17 protein-coding genes and 1 tRNA gene are annotated in these 15686 nt (G+C 64.8%); 10 read left to right on the forward strand and 8 right to left on the reverse strand.

Annotation, left to right across the window (positions count from 1 at the left end):
* Positions 1 to 1535: 1535 nt before the first annotated feature.
* Positions 1536 to 2843, forward strand: a complete 1308-nt coding sequence (locus ACOZ38_RS45035) for a hypothetical protein (protein ID WP_424536905.1) — start codon at positions 1536 to 1538, stop codon at positions 2841 to 2843.
* A 222-nt stretch (positions 2844 to 3065) separates the two neighbouring features.
* On the opposite strand, the gene ACOZ38_RS45040 is transcribed toward ACOZ38_RS45035, so the two are convergent.
* A complete protein-coding gene (locus tag ACOZ38_RS45040; RefSeq protein ID WP_424536906.1) occupies positions 3066 to 3734 on the reverse strand; it encodes an HAD family hydrolase in 669 nt (222 codons plus the stop codon).
* Positions 3735 to 3757: 23 nt separating this feature from the next.
* Positions 3758 to 4162, reverse strand: a complete 405-nt coding sequence (locus tag ACOZ38_RS45045) for an NUDIX domain-containing protein (RefSeq protein WP_424537208.1) — start codon at positions 4160 to 4162, stop codon at positions 3758 to 3760.
* Between the two features lie 431 nt (positions 4163 to 4593).
* Between ACOZ38_RS45045 and ACOZ38_RS45050 the strand changes: the two genes are divergently transcribed.
* From ACOZ38_RS45050 to ACOZ38_RS45090, 9 genes are all read left to right on the forward strand, one after another.
* Positions 4594 to 4791: a hypothetical protein gene (locus ACOZ38_RS45050; RefSeq protein WP_424536907.1), complete on the forward strand. Its 198-nt coding sequence runs from the start codon at positions 4594 to 4596 to the stop codon at positions 4789 to 4791.
* A 511-nt stretch (positions 4792 to 5302) separates the two neighbouring features.
* The gene (locus tag ACOZ38_RS45055; protein ID WP_424536908.1) at positions 5303 to 6193 is read left to right on the forward strand and encodes an FtsK/SpoIIIE domain-containing protein; all 891 of its coding nucleotides are present in this window, start codon (positions 5303 to 5305) and stop codon (positions 6191 to 6193) included.
* Between the two features lie 14 nt (positions 6194 to 6207).
* The gene (locus ACOZ38_RS45060; protein ID WP_424536687.1) at positions 6208 to 6960 is read left to right on the forward strand and encodes a DUF2637 domain-containing protein; all 753 of its coding nucleotides are present in this window, start codon (positions 6208 to 6210) and stop codon (positions 6958 to 6960) included.
* A 16-nt stretch (positions 6961 to 6976) separates the two neighbouring features.
* Positions 6977 to 7339, forward strand: a complete 363-nt coding sequence (locus ACOZ38_RS45065; RefSeq protein ID WP_424536688.1) for a hypothetical protein — start codon at positions 6977 to 6979, stop codon at positions 7337 to 7339.
* Between the two features lie 13 nt (positions 7340 to 7352).
* Positions 7353 to 7523: a hypothetical protein gene (locus ACOZ38_RS45070; protein ID WP_424536689.1), complete on the forward strand. Its 171-nt coding sequence runs from the start codon at positions 7353 to 7355 to the stop codon at positions 7521 to 7523.
* 227 nt (positions 7524 to 7750) lie between these two features.
* Positions 7751 to 9139, forward strand: a complete 1389-nt coding sequence (locus ACOZ38_RS45075) for a replication initiator (RefSeq protein ID WP_424536909.1) — start codon at positions 7751 to 7753, stop codon at positions 9137 to 9139.
* The gene (locus tag ACOZ38_RS45080; RefSeq protein ID WP_424536910.1) at positions 9136 to 9321 is read left to right on the forward strand and encodes a helix-turn-helix transcriptional regulator; all 186 of its coding nucleotides are present in this window, start codon (positions 9136 to 9138) and stop codon (positions 9319 to 9321) included. The genes ACOZ38_RS45075 and ACOZ38_RS45080 overlap by 4 nt, the downstream gene beginning before the upstream one ends.
* On the forward strand, positions 9321 to 10553 hold the full coding sequence (locus ACOZ38_RS45085; RefSeq protein WP_424536911.1) for a site-specific integrase: 1233 nt from the start codon (positions 9321 to 9323) through the stop codon (positions 10551 to 10553). Before ACOZ38_RS45080 ends, ACOZ38_RS45085 begins: the two co-directional genes overlap by 1 nt.
* Before the next feature lie 374 nt (positions 10554 to 10927).
* Positions 10928 to 11068 carry a hypothetical protein gene (locus ACOZ38_RS45090; RefSeq protein WP_424536912.1) on the forward strand — a complete coding sequence of 47 codons (141 nt, stop codon included), beginning with the start codon at positions 10928 to 10930 and terminating at the stop codon, positions 11066 to 11068.
* A gap of 90 nt (positions 11069 to 11158) precedes the next feature.
* Here the strand turns inward: ACOZ38_RS45090 and ACOZ38_RS45095 are convergent, their stop codons facing one another.
* The 6 genes from ACOZ38_RS45095 to ACOZ38_RS45120 all read right to left on the reverse strand — a co-directional run bounded on the left by ACOZ38_RS45095 (position 11159) and on the right by ACOZ38_RS45120 (position 15663).
* Positions 11159 to 12277 carry a helix-turn-helix domain-containing protein gene (locus ACOZ38_RS45095; RefSeq protein WP_424536913.1) on the reverse strand — a complete coding sequence of 373 codons (1119 nt, stop codon included), beginning with the start codon at positions 12275 to 12277 and terminating at the stop codon, positions 11159 to 11161.
* Positions 12278 to 12303: 26 nt separating this feature from the next.
* Complete coding sequence (locus ACOZ38_RS45100) at positions 12304 to 12951, reverse strand: hypothetical protein (protein ID WP_424536914.1); 648 nt, start codon at positions 12949 to 12951, stop codon at positions 12304 to 12306.
* A gap of 306 nt (positions 12952 to 13257) precedes the next feature.
* Positions 13258 to 14595 (reverse strand): helix-turn-helix domain-containing protein, encoded by a 1338-nt coding sequence (locus tag ACOZ38_RS45105; RefSeq protein ID WP_424536915.1) that lies wholly within the window; start codon positions 14593 to 14595, stop codon positions 13258 to 13260.
* Between the two features lie 63 nt (positions 14596 to 14658).
* Positions 14659 to 14805 carry a hypothetical protein gene (locus ACOZ38_RS45110; protein WP_424536916.1) on the reverse strand — a complete coding sequence of 49 codons (147 nt, stop codon included), beginning with the start codon at positions 14803 to 14805 and terminating at the stop codon, positions 14659 to 14661.
* A gap of 44 nt (positions 14806 to 14849) precedes the next feature.
* Positions 14850 to 14922: transfer RNA gene (locus tag ACOZ38_RS45115), tRNA-Ala, on the reverse strand.
* 15 nt (positions 14923 to 14937) lie between these two features.
* On the reverse strand, positions 14938 to 15663 hold the full coding sequence (locus ACOZ38_RS45120) for an HAD family hydrolase (RefSeq protein WP_405142809.1): 726 nt from the start codon (positions 15661 to 15663) through the stop codon (positions 14938 to 14940).
* Between the last annotated feature and the right edge of the window lie 23 nt (positions 15664 to 15686).

Consider the following 15686-nt stretch of genomic DNA (forward strand, 5'->3'; position numbering starts at 1 on the left):
GAGTCAACAAGCCGTGGGCATGCCGATGCACCGCCTGCGGGACGATCGGCACGCCCTCATTGGGGAGTATCCGTCAAGGGCAGGGCGTTTGTATTCCCTGCGGACACGTTCGCGGCGGCCTGGCGCTCCGGATCACGGCAGAGGAGGCCATCGCGTGCATGCGCGCAGCGAATCTTGAGCCGCTTGACCCCTACCCCGGTATGAGGACCGGGTGGCGGTCACGGTGTATGAACTGCCAGACAATCGGCTACCCGTGGCTCTCCTCCATCCGCAATGGCATTGGCGGGTGCAAGACATGCGGTAACGCCAAATCAGCCGCCAGCCGCCGAATTCCCGAAGACCAAGCCGTCACGACGATGCGCACTGCTGGAATGGAACCCCTAGAGCCTTATCCTGGCTCGACCGTGCCATGGCTATCTCGATGCACCGAGTGCGGGACAGTTAGCACTCCGCGGTTGAGTAACATCCGGAAAGGAGCTGGGGGCTGCAAACCGTGCGGATACGCCCGTAATGGGAAGGCGTTTAGACTTCCCGAGGACCAGGCCATCGCCTCACTTCGTGCCGCTGGCATGGAACCACTCGAACCGTTTCCCGGCGTGATGAAGGGATGGAAGAGCCGGTGCACTGCGTGCGGAACGATCGGACAGCCGAGGCTTCATAGTATCCGCAGAGGGCAAGGCGGATGCGTGCCGTGCGGGAACGTTCGATCCGGTGATAGGCGGCGGACCCCCGAGAGGCAGGTCATCGACGAGCTGCGGTCAGCAGGCATGGAACCACTCGAACCCTACTCAACTTCGGACAGCCCATGGAAAGCGTGTTGCCTCAGATGCGGCACGATCAGCTCGCCGCGTCTGGTCTCAATCAGATCGGGCAATGGCGGATGTAACGCATGTGGACGCATTCAGGCAGCTGAGAGCTGCCGAATTCCCGAGGAACAGGCCGTGGCCGAGATGCGTGCCGCCCACCTTGAACCTCTTGAGCCCTACCAGGGCATGCACTCACCGTGGCTCTGTCGGTGTACGTTGCCCGCATGTGGGACCATCGGCTCCCCCCGGCTAGCCTCTATTCGCGCAGGCCAGGGCGGTTGCCGCTCATGCGCCGAATGGGGGTTCAACTGGAATGCCCCTGCAGTCATCTACATCATCATCCATCTGGCCTTCGGTGCCCACAAGGTCGGCGTAACAGGCGTCGACACCGATCGACTCGCAGCCTTCCGAAGGCTCGGCTGGCAAGTACATCATGAGGCACCCATGCCGACGGGTGCCGCCGCTTACACAGTCGAGCAAGCCATACACAGCCGGCTGCGCGAGATGGGGATCCCGGGTGCCTTCCTAAGCCGCAGCAACCTGCCCAGGCTGGGCGGGTATAGCGAGACGATCGATGCTGAAGCTATCTCACTCCCAGATCTTGAACGTTTGGTCCACGAGGAGATCTCGAAGCATCGCGATGATCCGGGACCTGAGTCTTCGCTTTTTCCAGCATAGCCCGGCGTAATTCCCGTTTTCCTGCAGAGAACCAGGCTTCGGAGCAGAGTCGTGCCCAAGAAGAATCCAGAAAACGCGAAGCAGGCGATGATCGCTCGAGGAGTCTGGCCGGTAGCGGAATTTCCGGGAACCCAGGCCGCCTGGCCATGCCGCTGCATGACCTGCGGTGAGTACGTCACTCCCCGCTACAACAACACGGTGAACAAGAAGGTGGGCGGCTGTAAATACTGCGGCAAGAGCAAGGCTGCCGCAGCGCAGCAGAAGCTTGACGCCGAAGAGGCGAAGCAGTCGATGATTCGCCGTGGGGTCTGGCCAGTCGCCCCGTACGTCAACACGCTTACCCCGTGGCCATGCCGCTGTATGGCCTGCGGCGAATACGTCTCGCCGACCTACGCCAACGTCGCGTCAAAGGGACAGGGGGGATGCGCGCCATGCGCGATAAGGGAAAGAATGCTCGATTCGGATGCAGCGAAGCAAGAAATGGTCAACCGCGGAGTCTGGCCTATCTCAGCGTTCCCGAATACCAGTAGCAAATGGCTCTGCGTTTGCATGGCCTGCGGGGATTTCGTCAAAACATCGTATAACTCGGTGGTCCATCACGGCAACGGAGGCTGCGAGCGATGCGGCCGTCCCGACCTCGACCCAGACCAAGCCACACGTGACATGTTGGCGCGAGAGCTACAACCCTTGGAGCCGTTCCCAGGAACCAATGAACCATGGCAATGTAAATGCACTGTATGCGACGAAACGGTGGCACCGTATCATGCGTCGGTTAAATGGCGAGGTAGTGGCTGTAAGTACTGTGCACGCAGAGCAGTCAACCCTCAAAAGATCAAAGAGCGGATGATCAGTCAAGGGTATTGGCCAGTATCAACGTTCACGCACACCCATCAACCATGGCTTTGCGTATGCATGGAATGCGGTGACTTCGTAACACCGCGCGCCGATACCATCCTTAACGCCAGACAAGGCGGCTGCCAGAATTGCGCTCGAAGCGGTTTCAAAGAAGGCGAGCCCGCGATTGTCTATCTAATGCAGAACACCGACCTTGCGGCAGCGAAGGTGGGTATCTGCAACATCGGGACCGGCAGGATACGCAAGCACGAGCGCGCGGGATGGATACTATACGACACCATCGAGTTCGATACCGGGAAATTGGCGTTAGCTGTAGAGAAAGCTACGGTCGCGGTGTGGCGAGCGCGTGGATGGGAACCCGTGCTCGGCTTAGGAGGCACCAAATACGACGGATTTACGGAGACCGTAAACATCCATCGCAAGGATGGCGGCAAAATTCCTTTCAGCGCACTGTGGGCTGATGTCGTGAATGCGCGCGAAGCTATAGATTATCTTCAAAGGTAGGGGAGTCATCCTTCGGACCCTTCATTGCGGGTTAGACACGAGCCCTCATACACTGGCAAGTCGATCCCCTGCGCCGTAGAACCGAAGCCGCACGGCAGTGTGAACACCCGCTTTTCAGGCCGAACAACCACCCTGCTCCCCTGCAGGAGACCGAGGTCAGAGAGTGGTGTACGACTGCCCGCCGGATGCCCCTGGTGACCGACGTTGCTGTCACCGCTGCTGTCACGACAAGCCGTCGCCCTCCTTGCTCTTCTGCAAGATCTCAATGGCTCGGAGTACGTCCGTGACCACGTGGTCGGCTTGGTGAGCGACACCGGGCCAGGTGCCCCGGTCGACCCAGATCGTCCGGAGACCCGCGGCGCGTCCGCCAGCGATGTCGGCGGTGGGGTTATCGCCGATGACCCAACCGCCCCCAGCGAGAGTCATGCCGCAGCGCTTGGCCGCGATCTCGAACAGGGCGACGTCAGGCTTGCGGATGCCTTCCACTCCCGACAGCGCGTAGGCGTCTACGGCCTCCGCCAACCCGGTTTGCTGGATCTTCCCGAGCTGGTTGTCTGCCGTGCCGTTAGTCACGATCGCCACGAGCCACCCGGAGGCCCGTAGCCGGGCCAGGCTATCCAGGACTTCGGGCCGACAGCGCACGAGGTGCGGCATGCGCCTCCGGTAGCGGCTCCACAGCTCTTCTACCGGATCAGGAAGGGTGAAGCGCTCACGGACCTTGGCGAAGAACACCTCTCGGTGGGGGAAGCCGTCTCGGTTGAGCGCGATCAGCCAGCCAACCGCTTCCGCCCCCAAGCCATGCTCGTCGGCGAACTCCTCGGCCCACACCCCGAACGCCTCGTCAAGGTTTACAAGGGTGTTGTCCAGGTCAAAGAGCGCGAGCCGTTGCACGATGCGATCCTACGAGGCAACGCCTATACCCCGCCTCTGATGGGCATGGAAGCCCAGCGGCCAACGATCTCGCACTCGACCCCAGTCTCTTCGCGCGTCTCGCGTACAGCGGCCTGCGTGATCGACCCGCCCAGGTCGATGGCCCTGACGGGGCGGCCCAGTTGTCTTGTCGGATCGTCGGATCGGTGAGGATGTCGCCGGCCCTGTTGGTGACCACCACGTTCGCTGACGGGACGATTGGTGGTCGGAGCATCCGGGTCGTCGTAGAAGTCGATGCTGCGGGCACCGAGCAGGACTCTACCGGCGGGCTTTACTGTCGCAGCCGTTGGAACTGTCGTCCACGCGAAGCACCTAGGAGCGGCAGGGGCTTTTGTGCATTCGCGAGGCTTAAGCGATGAATTGGCCGCTTTAGCGTCACTCAGAACCATGATCGACAGAAGTTTTTCAACATTCTTGCCGTCCACAGCCTGTGCCTTGCGAGGAGTCCGCCATTTGATGCTCCGACCTTCATCTTCTTACCGAACCGTATTCCAACATGTGAGAAGCCGCCTCGCTGCGCCCACAGCTTTTCCACACGTCATCCACAGAAGGGGCAAGTCCCCAGGAGCAAGTTTTACACAGATTGTCCACAGGACTGTCCACAGGACAACTTGCGTTACCGAACGTAGTAGCGGAAGCATTCATTTCGACGGTCTGAGGTCATCGCCCCGCAAAAGGGGCGACGGCCTCCCGGTGGCACGGAAGGCCGTCGCATCTCTCAAAGTTAGGCAGCCCTAAGGAGGCTCACCTGAACGCAAACGTACCGCATGACGTTAGGCACCCCCTCACGCGGGAGTCAACGTCCCTGACGGTGACCGTTATGGAACAGCCGTCTTCGCTTCCGCTGCCGATCATCGGCCAACTCGCTGACCGGTCCGGCTTCGTCGGTCTCTGCATCGGCGCCGCCGTCCTGCTCATCATCCTGGGCGTGATCTTCCCGGCTGTCTGGTCGAGGAAAAGCACCCGCCGTAAGGCCGCAGTGGAGGTGATCGACCGGCTTCTCCGGCGGCGCCGGTAACGTCGCCAGCAGGCCCCCGACTTCTCGGTGCCGGGAGCGGGGGCCTGCTCTCCTCACCATCAGCGGTTGGGGCTTTCGCCTAACACAGTGGGATCGTTGACAGGTGAGTTGGGCCGCTCGGCCGACGAGATCGCTCAAGGTCCCACCATTGAGAGTAACGCGGTCAACCGGTGGCAAGCCGACCCGGAGCGCAGGCCCTTCGGGCCGAGCACCGGAAGCGGCGCGGCAGCGATCGGCCCTGGCCCCTTGCGGTCAGAACCGAAGTGTGCCGATCGTCCTACCCCTGCCGACTACGAACCGAAGAACCGGGTCCGGACCGATGTCGCATTGTCGTGAGGGCTTAGGCTCGGATGGCATGCGGCGGCTGGCGGGCCTCAGTTGAGCGCTCGATGAATGGACTTGGGCATCGCACGCCTGGCGGGTCGAAGCGGTCCGGGTGGTCGGCTCGCGGCCTGGCCGCGTCACCTTACAGGCGACCACGCGCGACCCTTTAGCCCACGTGATGCCGGCCATGCCTGCCGATGAGCCGGAGTCGGGCTGGACGGCTGCCGACCTGCTGCGGCCGGTGGTCGGCGTACTGGAGACCGGCGCCCCCTGGCATCTGGACTTCCGGCTCATCCCGCACTGGATGAATGTGGGTGCGACCCAATCGGGCAAATCCAACCTGATCAACGCGCTGCTCGTGGCGCTCGCCCGCCAACCGGTCGCGATCATCGGGTTTGACCTCAAAGGCGGGGTCGAGTTGTCACCGTACGCGCCGCGGCTGTCGGCCCTGGTGACGACCAGAGCCGACGCGGTGAGGCTCCTGGCTGAGCTGATCGGGGTGATGGGCGCCCGGATGCTGGCCTGTCGCCGGCACGGCACCCGCGACATCTGGCAGCTTCCCGACGCGCTGCGGCCGATTCCCATCCTGCTCCTGGTCGACGAGCTGGCCGAGCTGTTCCTGACCGCCGACAAGGCCGAGAAGGACGAGGTCACCAAGACCGCTACCGCGCTGCTGCGGATCGCCCAGCTCGGGCGGGCCTTCGGTATCCACCTGGTGCTGTCCGGTCAGCGGATCGGCTCTGACCTCGGCCCCGGTGTGACCGCGCTGCGCGCCCAGATCGGCGGGAGGGTCTGCCACCGGGTCAACGATCCCGAAACCGCCGTGATGACCCTGGGCGACCTCGACCCTGACGCGCTGGTCGCCGCCCGGTCGATCCCGCCGGAGATGCCCGGGGTGGCGGTGGTGACCGGCGCCGATGGCCGCTGGACCCGTGCCCGGTCCGGCTACGTCTCCACCCTAGCGGCCGAACAGGCGGCCCAGACCTTCGCCGATCGGGCTCCGTCCTGGGAGCAGGTCAAGGCCAGCGGCCTGGGTCACGAGCTGGACAGCAACGCACATCCCGAGATCGCGGCCTGAAAGGAGAGGTTCCGATGAGCACACCTCGCGGACGTGCGGCCGATCTGGCCGGGTGGTTGCTGGACTCCGGGCCGGTGGCCGTGGTCGCCCTGATCGCCGGCGCGGGCTCCTTCACCCACATCCGCGACACCGCCACCCAGTACGGGCAAACCGGCTGGATGGCCTGGGCCGTGGCGGTCTGCGTAGACCTGACCTGCGTCATGGCCGCCCGCGAACGGCAACGCGACAAGAAGACCGGCCGCGTACGGTCCGGCCTGGTGTCCTGGCCCACCCTCGTCCTGGTCGGCGGGATCGTGTTGTCCCTGGCCGCGAACCTGGCACAGGCCGACACCTCGGTCTGGGGGTGGGTCACCGCGGCAACCCCGGCCGTGGCGTTCCTGGTCGCGGTCTCCATGCTCGAACGCCGCGCCGTCCCAGGACCGTCCTCGTCCCCGGCCACCGTACCCGCACCGACCCCCGTCCCCGGCTCGTCCCCGCGCCCCGTCCCCGATCCGATCCCTTCGACGGCGCTCGTCCCCACCGCCGTCCCGCCCGTCCCCGTGACTGCTGCGTCCGTCCCCGTCCAGTACGGCGACACCGCAGGGCAGGACGACACCTCTCCGGCCTCTGGCGGGCTGCTCGACTACGCCCGGCGCGTCGCGGCCGAACATCACGCCCGGCACGGCAGACCGATCACTCGCGACACCCTGCGCGCCCGACTCGGTGTCTCCAACCAACTCGCCACCGAGCTATTGCGGCAACTGCGCAACATCCCCGACCCCGCATGACCCGAAGGGACCTCTCGTGATGGTTCGCACCCCCGACCGCCTGGCCGTCATCAACGGCCTGCGCGACCTGGCCGATTTCCTGGACACCAACCCCGATGTCCCCGCCCCTTGGGGGCCGATCTCCATCTACTTCTACCCCCTCGGTACCGACGAGGAGATCCGCGCCCAAGTCGACCACGTCGCCCGGCTGCTCGGCTCCGACGTGGACGCCGACGAGCTCGCGGTGGACCACTACTCGACGGGGATCACGTTCGGCATCGCCGAGTACAAGGCGGTGGGCCTGCTCGCCTCCTCCCGAGCCCGATGGGCCGCCCGCAGGAGCTACGAGGACTCCATCACCCTCGACACCGACCCCACCAACGCCGCCCCCGGCGCCTGAACGGAGAACCCCCATGCGCATCCGCCTCGACGGCACCCGCTCCGAGATCTCTTACGCGCTCTACCAGCTCCGCAAGATCTTCCGGGTCACCTCGATCTCCAACCCGCACCCCAACCGCGGGCGACGGTCGGACTACCGGCTCTACGCCCAGATCAACCCTCGCGACACGCGGGCCTGGAGGTAAGGGCGTGGACGAATTCACTGTGATCCGCTACCGCTGCGCCACCTGCGGCGGGACCGGCGTCGACAGCCTGGCCGGCACCTGCGCCGACTGCGACGGAACCGGAGCAGACAACCACGGGGCATAGCCCCGGCACCCCCGGCGTGACCGCACAACCGCCAAGTCACACGCCACGTCGGGGGCCATCCCCACACCGAACCTCGGAAGACCCGGAAGGGACACGCCCCATCATGCCCAACACCACCAACTCACACGCGGTAGCCGGGATGATCGCCCGGCTCCACGACCCCCAATACGGCCGTTGGGCCGCCCAGATCAAAGCGACCGGCGGATGCCACCAGCCGATCCACCTGCGCGGCCACGTCCTGCATGTCGACCAGGCCACCGGCGCCCTACTGCACCGCTACTCGACCAGCACCGAACCGGACGGCGTCCTTCGGGTTCCGTGCAAGACCCGACGCGCCTCCCGCTGCCCCTCGTGCGCCGAGACCTACCGGGCCGACACTTACCACCTGATCCGGGCAGGCCTGGCCGGCGGCAAGGGTGTCCCCTCCTCCGTCAGCGCGCACCCGTGCCTGTTCGTCACCCTCACCGCTCCCTCGTTCGGGACCGTCCACACCCGGCGGGAACGGGACGGCAAGCTCCTGCCCTGCCACCCTCGACGGAACGCCGAGACCTGTCCGCACGGGCGGGTCATGTCCTGCACCGCCCGGCACGGCGCCGACGAGGAACGTCTCGGCGAGCCGCTGTGTCCGGATTGCTACGACTACTCGGGGTCGGTGTTCTTCAACGCCCTGGCCCCGGAACTGTGGCGGCGCTTCACCCTCGCGCTACGCCGTCACGTCGCCAAGCTGACCGGGCACAGCCTCAAAGCCCTGCGCGAGGAGCTGTCGATCGCCTTCGCGAAGGTTGCCGAGTATCAGCGCCGCGGCGTCGTCCACTTCCACGCCGTGATCCGCCTCGACGGACCGGAGGGGCCGGACGCCGCGCCTCCGGCCTGGGCGACTTCCGACGTGCTGTCCGCGGCCGTACAGCACGCACACCAGGCCATCACCGTCACCGCCCCCGCGGTCGACGACAAGCCGTCCGCTGTCCTGCGCTGGGGTGCCCAACTCGACGTTCGCGCCATCGCCATGGAGCGCGAACTCACAGACCGAGCGGTCGCCGGCTACATCGCCAAATACGCCACCAAAGCCGCCGAATGCGTTGGCACCCTCGACCGACGCATCAACGCCACCGAAGATCTAACCGCACTCCCCATCCGCGACCACGCGCGGCGACTCATCGCGGAATGCTTCCGCCTGGGCGCCCTCGACGGCCTGGCCGACCTCCGGCTCGCCGAGTGGGCGCACATGCTCGGCTTCCGCGGCCACTTCCCCACCAAGTCCCGCCACTACTCCACCACCTTCGGCAAGATGCGCGCCGAACGCGTCGACCACCAACGCGACGAGGCCGTCTCAACCGGCCGACTCCCCCTCTTCAACGAGGACACCGTCCTCGTCATCTCCCACTGGTCCTACGCCGGAAAGGGCCTCTCAGCCGGCGACGCGGTCCTTGCTGCCGCGATAACCGCCACCACTTCGACTGCGTCTACGTCGGCAACGGGGAGCGACCTATGAACACCGACGACATGCTCACGGTTCCCGACGCGATGGCCAAGCTCAAGGTCAGCCGGTGGACCCTCTACAAGCTCATGCGCTCCGGCGAACTCGGCTCAGTCCTCATCAGCGAGCGGTGCCGCCGTATCCCCGAATCCGCACTCAACGACTACGTGACCCGACTGTGCGAGGAGGCTGCCTGATGGGACAGCGCGCCAACGGGGAAGGCTCCATCTTCCCCTACAAGAACGGCTACGCCGGCTACGTCTGGGTCACCACTCCGGACGGGCAGCGTAAGCGCAAGTGGGCGTATGGCAAGACTCGCGAGGAGACTCACGAGAGGTGGCTCAAGCTCCACGAAGCGTCTCGGAAGGGCCCTGTGGTGACAAAGTCGCCGAAGCTGGCCGACTACTTGGCACGTTGGCTCCGGGATGTTGTCGAGCCCAACCTCGCACCGAAGACGGTCGCGAACTACGAGATGTTCACCCGGCTCTACATTCTGCCCAACCTGGGGGCGAAGCGGCTCGACAAGCTCACCGTGCAGGACGTACAGACTTGGGTTAACAAGATCCGGACGCTGTGCCAGTGCTGCGCGCAGGGAAAGGATGCCGCCCGACCTGAGACGCACAGCAACCCGGCTCGGCGTCAGCACTGCTGCGCCGTAGGGAAGTGCTGTAGGCAGAAGCCGTCAGAGTGGACCGTCCACGATGCCTACATGACCTTGCGGGCCGCGCTGAGCAACGCCGTACGCGAGGAGATCCTTACCCGGAACGTCGCGGCAAACGTGAAGATGTCCGTCCCTCGTCGGAGCAAGGCGAAGCCGTGGAACGTCGACGAGGCGCGTACCTTTCTGGAGTCGGCTCGCACCCGGCAGGACCCGATGTATCCCGCCTACGTCCTGGTGCTCGTGCTCGGTCTCCGCCTGGGCGAGGCTCTTGGGCTCCGCTGGGAAGATGTCGACCTCGACCGTGCCGAGATGACGATCGGCTGGCAGCTACAGCGGGTCAGCGGCAAGCTGCTCCACCGGGAGACCAAAACCGAAGCGTCGGACGCGGTGCTTCCCTTCCCGGACATCGTGACTACTGCGCTCCGGGCTCGTCGGGCCGAACAGCAGATGGCACGAGAGTCGGCGGGGGATGGGTGGCATGAAACGGGCCTCGTGTTCACGACTGCGAGCGGCCGGCCGGTCGAGCCGTCGAACTTCCGCCGTAGCTTCACGAACGCGTGCGGCAAGACGGGTGTCCGGAGGGTCAAAGTCCACACCACACGTAAGACCTGCGCGTCCCTCCTCGTCGCCCTCGACGTTCACCCCCGCGTCGCCATGCAGATCCTTCGGCACAGCCAGATCGCCGTCACGATGAATATCTACAGCGAGGTCTCCTCCGAGGAGACCCGCAAGGCGCTCAAGCGGCTCGGCGATCAACTCGATTCGTAGCCGTTGCTGCATACGATCGAAAGGCCACTTCCCCGATCACGGGGAGTGGCCTTTGAGCCCCGCGGTTCCCCCTTCATCACCACCCGGAACGAACCTCGAGTATGTGGCCTCGTACGCTGGCGCATTCCTCAGCCCCCTGCACGTCTTCTCGGGTTGTGCATTAAAATAAAAAATGGCTTGAGGTTGGGCTCCGACTCCAGGAGACCCGTTGGGCTCTGCAGCACCTAAGGAGACCAACAGCACCACCCCCAGTGGAACAGATCCTTCGGGATCACCTGACTGATCGTCTCGGAAGGGCGCCACCTTCCCGTCGGCAGAGCGACCCGACGGAGGAGTCCTCCTACCGGAAGAGGTGATCACGAGAGGTGGTTGCCGTGGGTAAAGATCCGTTTCTGGTGCGCTTGGTCAAGAACCTGAGACAGGTGCGGGAGGAGCTTCTTCCCGAAGTGGTGCTGTGGCTTTTCGCCATTTACGGCGCATGGGGCGTTCTCCGCTACATGCTCAGCCAGTTATAACGGTCGGTACCAATACACGTACGCAGACCTAAGCCTTCGCGCGTGAGGCCCCTGCCCATGTCGGCAGGGGCCCGTAGCGTTCAAGGGCTGCTACCTCACCAGATGCAGCGAAGGAGAGGCAGGAGGAGTCGGCTGCGAGCCTCCTGGAAGTGACTTCACGGGCATCGCTGGCGTCAGTCCGAACACCTGATCACTAAGCTCGTTCCACGTGATATGCAACTCATCCGCAATCTGAAGTGGCGTGACGCCCTCTGCGCGCAGAGCTGTGAATACCTTGGAGAGCAGCTGGGAGGATTCCCGGGCGATGCCCCCGACTTCTTCCCGGCGGTATCCCATGCGGGACAGGTTCGTGGACAGACTTCGATAGCCCCACTCGGTTACGAGGTTGAGCTCATGCAGCCGGTAGGTCAATGCCATGGCCGAGACCTTCCAAGTAGACTTCGCCGCCAAGACTCGGTCCACCGTCGCATTGTTAAGGCGCTTGGCGAGCACTGCCTTCTCCGGCATCAGGAAGGCCGATGCGAAACGTTGGGCCTGCTGCTCAGCCTCTTTGCCATGCGGAATCTCATGCTCCGGATGGAGAACCAGGTGACCGAGTTCGTGCGCGGCGTCGAACCTACCACGCTCCCCCGATTTCCTTGTGTTGAGGATCACATACGGGGTTGTCTTCCAGTAGAAGGAGAACGCGTCCACTTCCAGGCACTCTTCGGCCAGAGAGAACACCCGTACTCCCTGAGCTTCAAGCAGATGAATAAGGTTGCCGATGGGAGCCACTCCAAGATTCCACAGTCCTCGCACCCGCTCGGCAGCCCAGTCCGGGTCCTTTCCAGTCAAGCTAGGGACATCGGGAGCCGGCAGAAGGAACCGTTCCTCTATCCACTCGTTGATCATGATGGCGATACGGGCAGCAGCCAACGCGGTGTCCCGCTGCCCTGCGGTCAGTTTGCTGGGCGCCCGGAAACTCACCGCCTCCAGTGGGATCTCCTCGATCTCTGCCGCCGTGAGGAACGCCACCGGTACCTCCAACGCCCTAGCCAACGTCTCTAGGACCGTGGTGGTCAGCTGTCGCTCTCGGCCTCGTCCGTTCTCGTACTCGGACAGGGTGCGTGTGGTGATTCCGGTGACCTGCTCCAGGCGCACCAAGGTCATGCCTCGACGCTTTCGAGCCACTCTCAACCGCGATGGGGTAAATGGGTGCTTGTCAGTCATAGTGCCGCCTTTCACCCTATCGGGCGTCAGCGGCGCTCAACAGCAACGTCGAAGCTCTGCCCGTCCTCGTCCTGCTTGTCATCACCGATCGACACATCCTCGAAGGTGTAGAACGGGATCAAGATCCGCTCTGTCCACCAACTCACGTACCCCTGCTCAGTGATCTTGCCAGGTAAGGACAGCTCAACCGCGATGCCTCGCACGGTGACGTGGTAGAGAAGAATCCAGGTAGCGCGCGGCGCCTCCGCGGCATCATGCAGCTTTGGACCGACCTCGGCGTCGACGAAGAACAACGGCAGCTGCTCGTTGTCCTCGACGACCTTCTGGTACGTCGCCCCCTTGGCGTACTTCGTGGTGGGAGCGGCACCGGTCAGGCTGCCAGTTTGGGGATCGCCGGTCGTGGCGACGATCGCTAACTCGCCGGACGGATTGATCGTAAGCGGTAGTCCACCCGGGTTCTCGTACGTCCAGTTCCTACGGCCCGTCCGTATACGCAGGTGCTCGTTGATCCGCCCCCATCGGGCCATGCCAGGCATCACTCGAGGCGCCGCTTCCGACCATGACCGCGCCTCGCCTTGCCCGGCGCCCAGGGCCGCGTGGATGTCGCCCACGGTCAGCCCTAGCTGCGTAAGCCGGTTAACCGCAGCGTCTTCCTTGTGGATGACTCGTTGCATAGGTACCTCCTCTATCTCGTCTTCGCGAAATCCTCCCTCACTTGAGGGAGAAAAACAAGAAGATCGACAAAGTGTCCCGATTCGTTCCCCTACAGTGCGAAAGAGGACGGCAGATTCAGAACCTCCGGCCAGGGCCGGCTACCCGCAGTGACACCAGCCACGTTGCCCAAAGCGGCGAGAGTGGGTAACGGTCAAGACCATGCGCGGGTCAGTGAGGGATGGAGCTGTTGACCCCGCATGGGGGGTCAACAGCGTCAATTCCCATCTGCCCCAAGCTGACCAGTGCTACGAGCCCGGAGCCCCGGCTCAGACCGTCTCGATCCCCGCGTCCTGCGCCCACTTCTGGATCTCGTCGCTGTAGTGGCCCCACCGATACGGGGCGACGTGGCCCTCGGTGGTGATGTGAAGGACGTCGGGGTGGCCGAAGGCCCGCATGATGTCGCCGACCAGGTACGCGGCGGTGGCCACCAGGTGCGGGGTATCGTCTGCGAGTCCGTCGAGCGGGGCAGCGCGCTCTGCAGACGCCCCAAGTCTGGTGAACTCGCCGAGGCGCACCGATTCCCCTGAGGCGCTCGTGCCGAGTTCGATCGGCAAGGGCGCGGCGTCCCCGACCCCGACGCGGAGCAGCGCGTCGCCGCCAGCGTTGGCGTAGTCGCGGGCGTACCGGGCGAGGAACCGCAGCCCGGACAGGACCGCGATGATCAGGGCCGTCTCGCTGACGCGGCAGGGCAGGCCGTCTCCTCTCCCGTCGAGGCGGGCCTGCTTGTTGGCGTCGGGCGCATTAATCGCGAAGACGCCGGCGCCGTCGGTGTACAGCCGGGCATGCGGTGCTTCCACATTGTCGTCCTGCCGTGGAAGAACGTCCATGTCGAGCATCAGGCAGCGGGGCCCGGGGACGATGCGCTGCCAACTCTGGTGGCCGCGAGACAACAGCACCGGATCCGTGCGCTCGAAGTCGCGTTTGAAGGCAGTGAGGGTGTCCCAATTGACGATCATGTCACCGGGCAGGTCCGGCACGAGGGATACCACCAGCCAGGCCCCATTGCGGGTGGCGCACCGGTTCCGCGCTGTCTTCTCAATCTGCTCAGCGCGGCCGAGTTGGTCTTGGGCGAGGGCGAACCGCGCCCGGTACCCGGAGGCGATCTCCGGCTCCGACAGGTAGGTCGTCTGATGGCCGTTGCGGCGCGGGTAGCGGAACCCCTTGTTGATGAGCACTCCGTGCGGATACCGGGGGCTACGGTGGACGGCGATCACGTAGCAGCCGATGCCATCGCGACTGGGGTCAGGGACGGGGATTATCTCGAACTCGGCGTAGGGGTGGACGTGGTCCCCGATGAGACCAAGTAGGCGCGTGTGCTCCTTGTCGGACAGCGTGACGCCGGGCAGATCGTCGAGCTGGGCGTCGGCGTCCTCCTTGGCGCCGATGATAATGAGCCCGCCCTGGGTGTTCGCCATGGCTGCGACGTCGCCGCCGGGCTTGTGCCGATCACTCGGCTGGTCCCCGTACAAGGTTTTGTAGTCGAGGTCGGCGGCCTCGCGGACCTTGGCGGCCCTGAGCCTTTCGAGGTGCTCCCAGGTCAGAGCCTCGGGGGTGATGTGGGTACCCAGCAGCTTCTCCAGCCGCTGAGAGCGGAAGTTCCTCATGCCCGCGCACAGTACGCGCCGAAAGCGCTAACGTCTTGCCCTGCCGCGGGCCGTGCTGCCGACCTACTCGGCGCCGCCGGCTGGTCGGACGATGAGGTCGTACTTGTCGCCGCGCAGGAGGCGGCGGTGCTTGCGCGAACCCGGGCGAATCTCGGCGATCGGCACGCCTTCCGGGACGCCGTTGCTGTATTTCGCTGCTGTACGCGTCAAAAAAGGCCACTTCCCGATCATGGGATGTGGCCCTTGAGCTGGGGTGGAGCCTAGGAGATTCGAACTCCTGACATCCTGCTTGCAAAGCAGGCGCTCTGCCAACTGAGCTAAGGCCCCTTGCTGGAGGACAGCCTACCGGGAGGAAGTGGCTACTGCTGCCCGGCTCGGCTCGCTGTCGAGGATGAGGCTGGGGAAGTCTGCGATGGAGTCGATGATCTGTGTCGCGCCGCCGCGGATGAGGCGTTCGTGGCTGTGGACGCCGGTCAGCACGCCGGCCACGATGGAGGCGCCCGCGCGGCTCCCGCACAGCATGTCGCTCTCGGAATCGCCCGCCACCGCGACCTCACGGACGTCGTCGATGCGGAGCCGGAGCACCGCGGTGAGCACCATGTCGGGCCAGGGGCGCCCACGCCCGGCGTCCTCGGGGCAGAGGGCGAGGTCGATCTTGTCCATCCAGCCGACGGCGCTGAGCACCCGGCCGAGGGTCGCGCGGCTGAAGCCGGTGATCACGCAGATCTTCACCCCGGCGGCCCGTAACTTCTCGAGGGCCTCTACGGTGCCGGGCACGGGGACGAGGCCGGACCGCTCGATCGCGCCCTCGTAGGAGCGCTCGAACGTGAGGTTGGCCGCCTGCGCCTGGGCCTCGTTGCCGGGGAAGATGCCCCGGAAGACGTCGATCTTGGGACAACCCCGGGACCGATGCACGTGCACCATGGCCCGCGCATATGCCCCGGTCCCGGGGACTATGCCCTGCGTCGCGATCGCCTCGGCGAACGCCCGCTCCACCATGGCGATGTCACCGAGTGTGGTGCCGGCCAGATCGAGGCAGGCAAGTTTGATGGGTGAGGCGCTGGTCATGCCATCACCTCCGCCTTGATCCG

The sequence above is a fragment of the Sphaerisporangium viridialbum genome, from assembly GCF_049674955.1.
Lineage (GTDB): Bacteria > Actinomycetota > Actinomycetes > Streptosporangiales > Streptosporangiaceae > Sphaerisporangium > Sphaerisporangium viridialbum.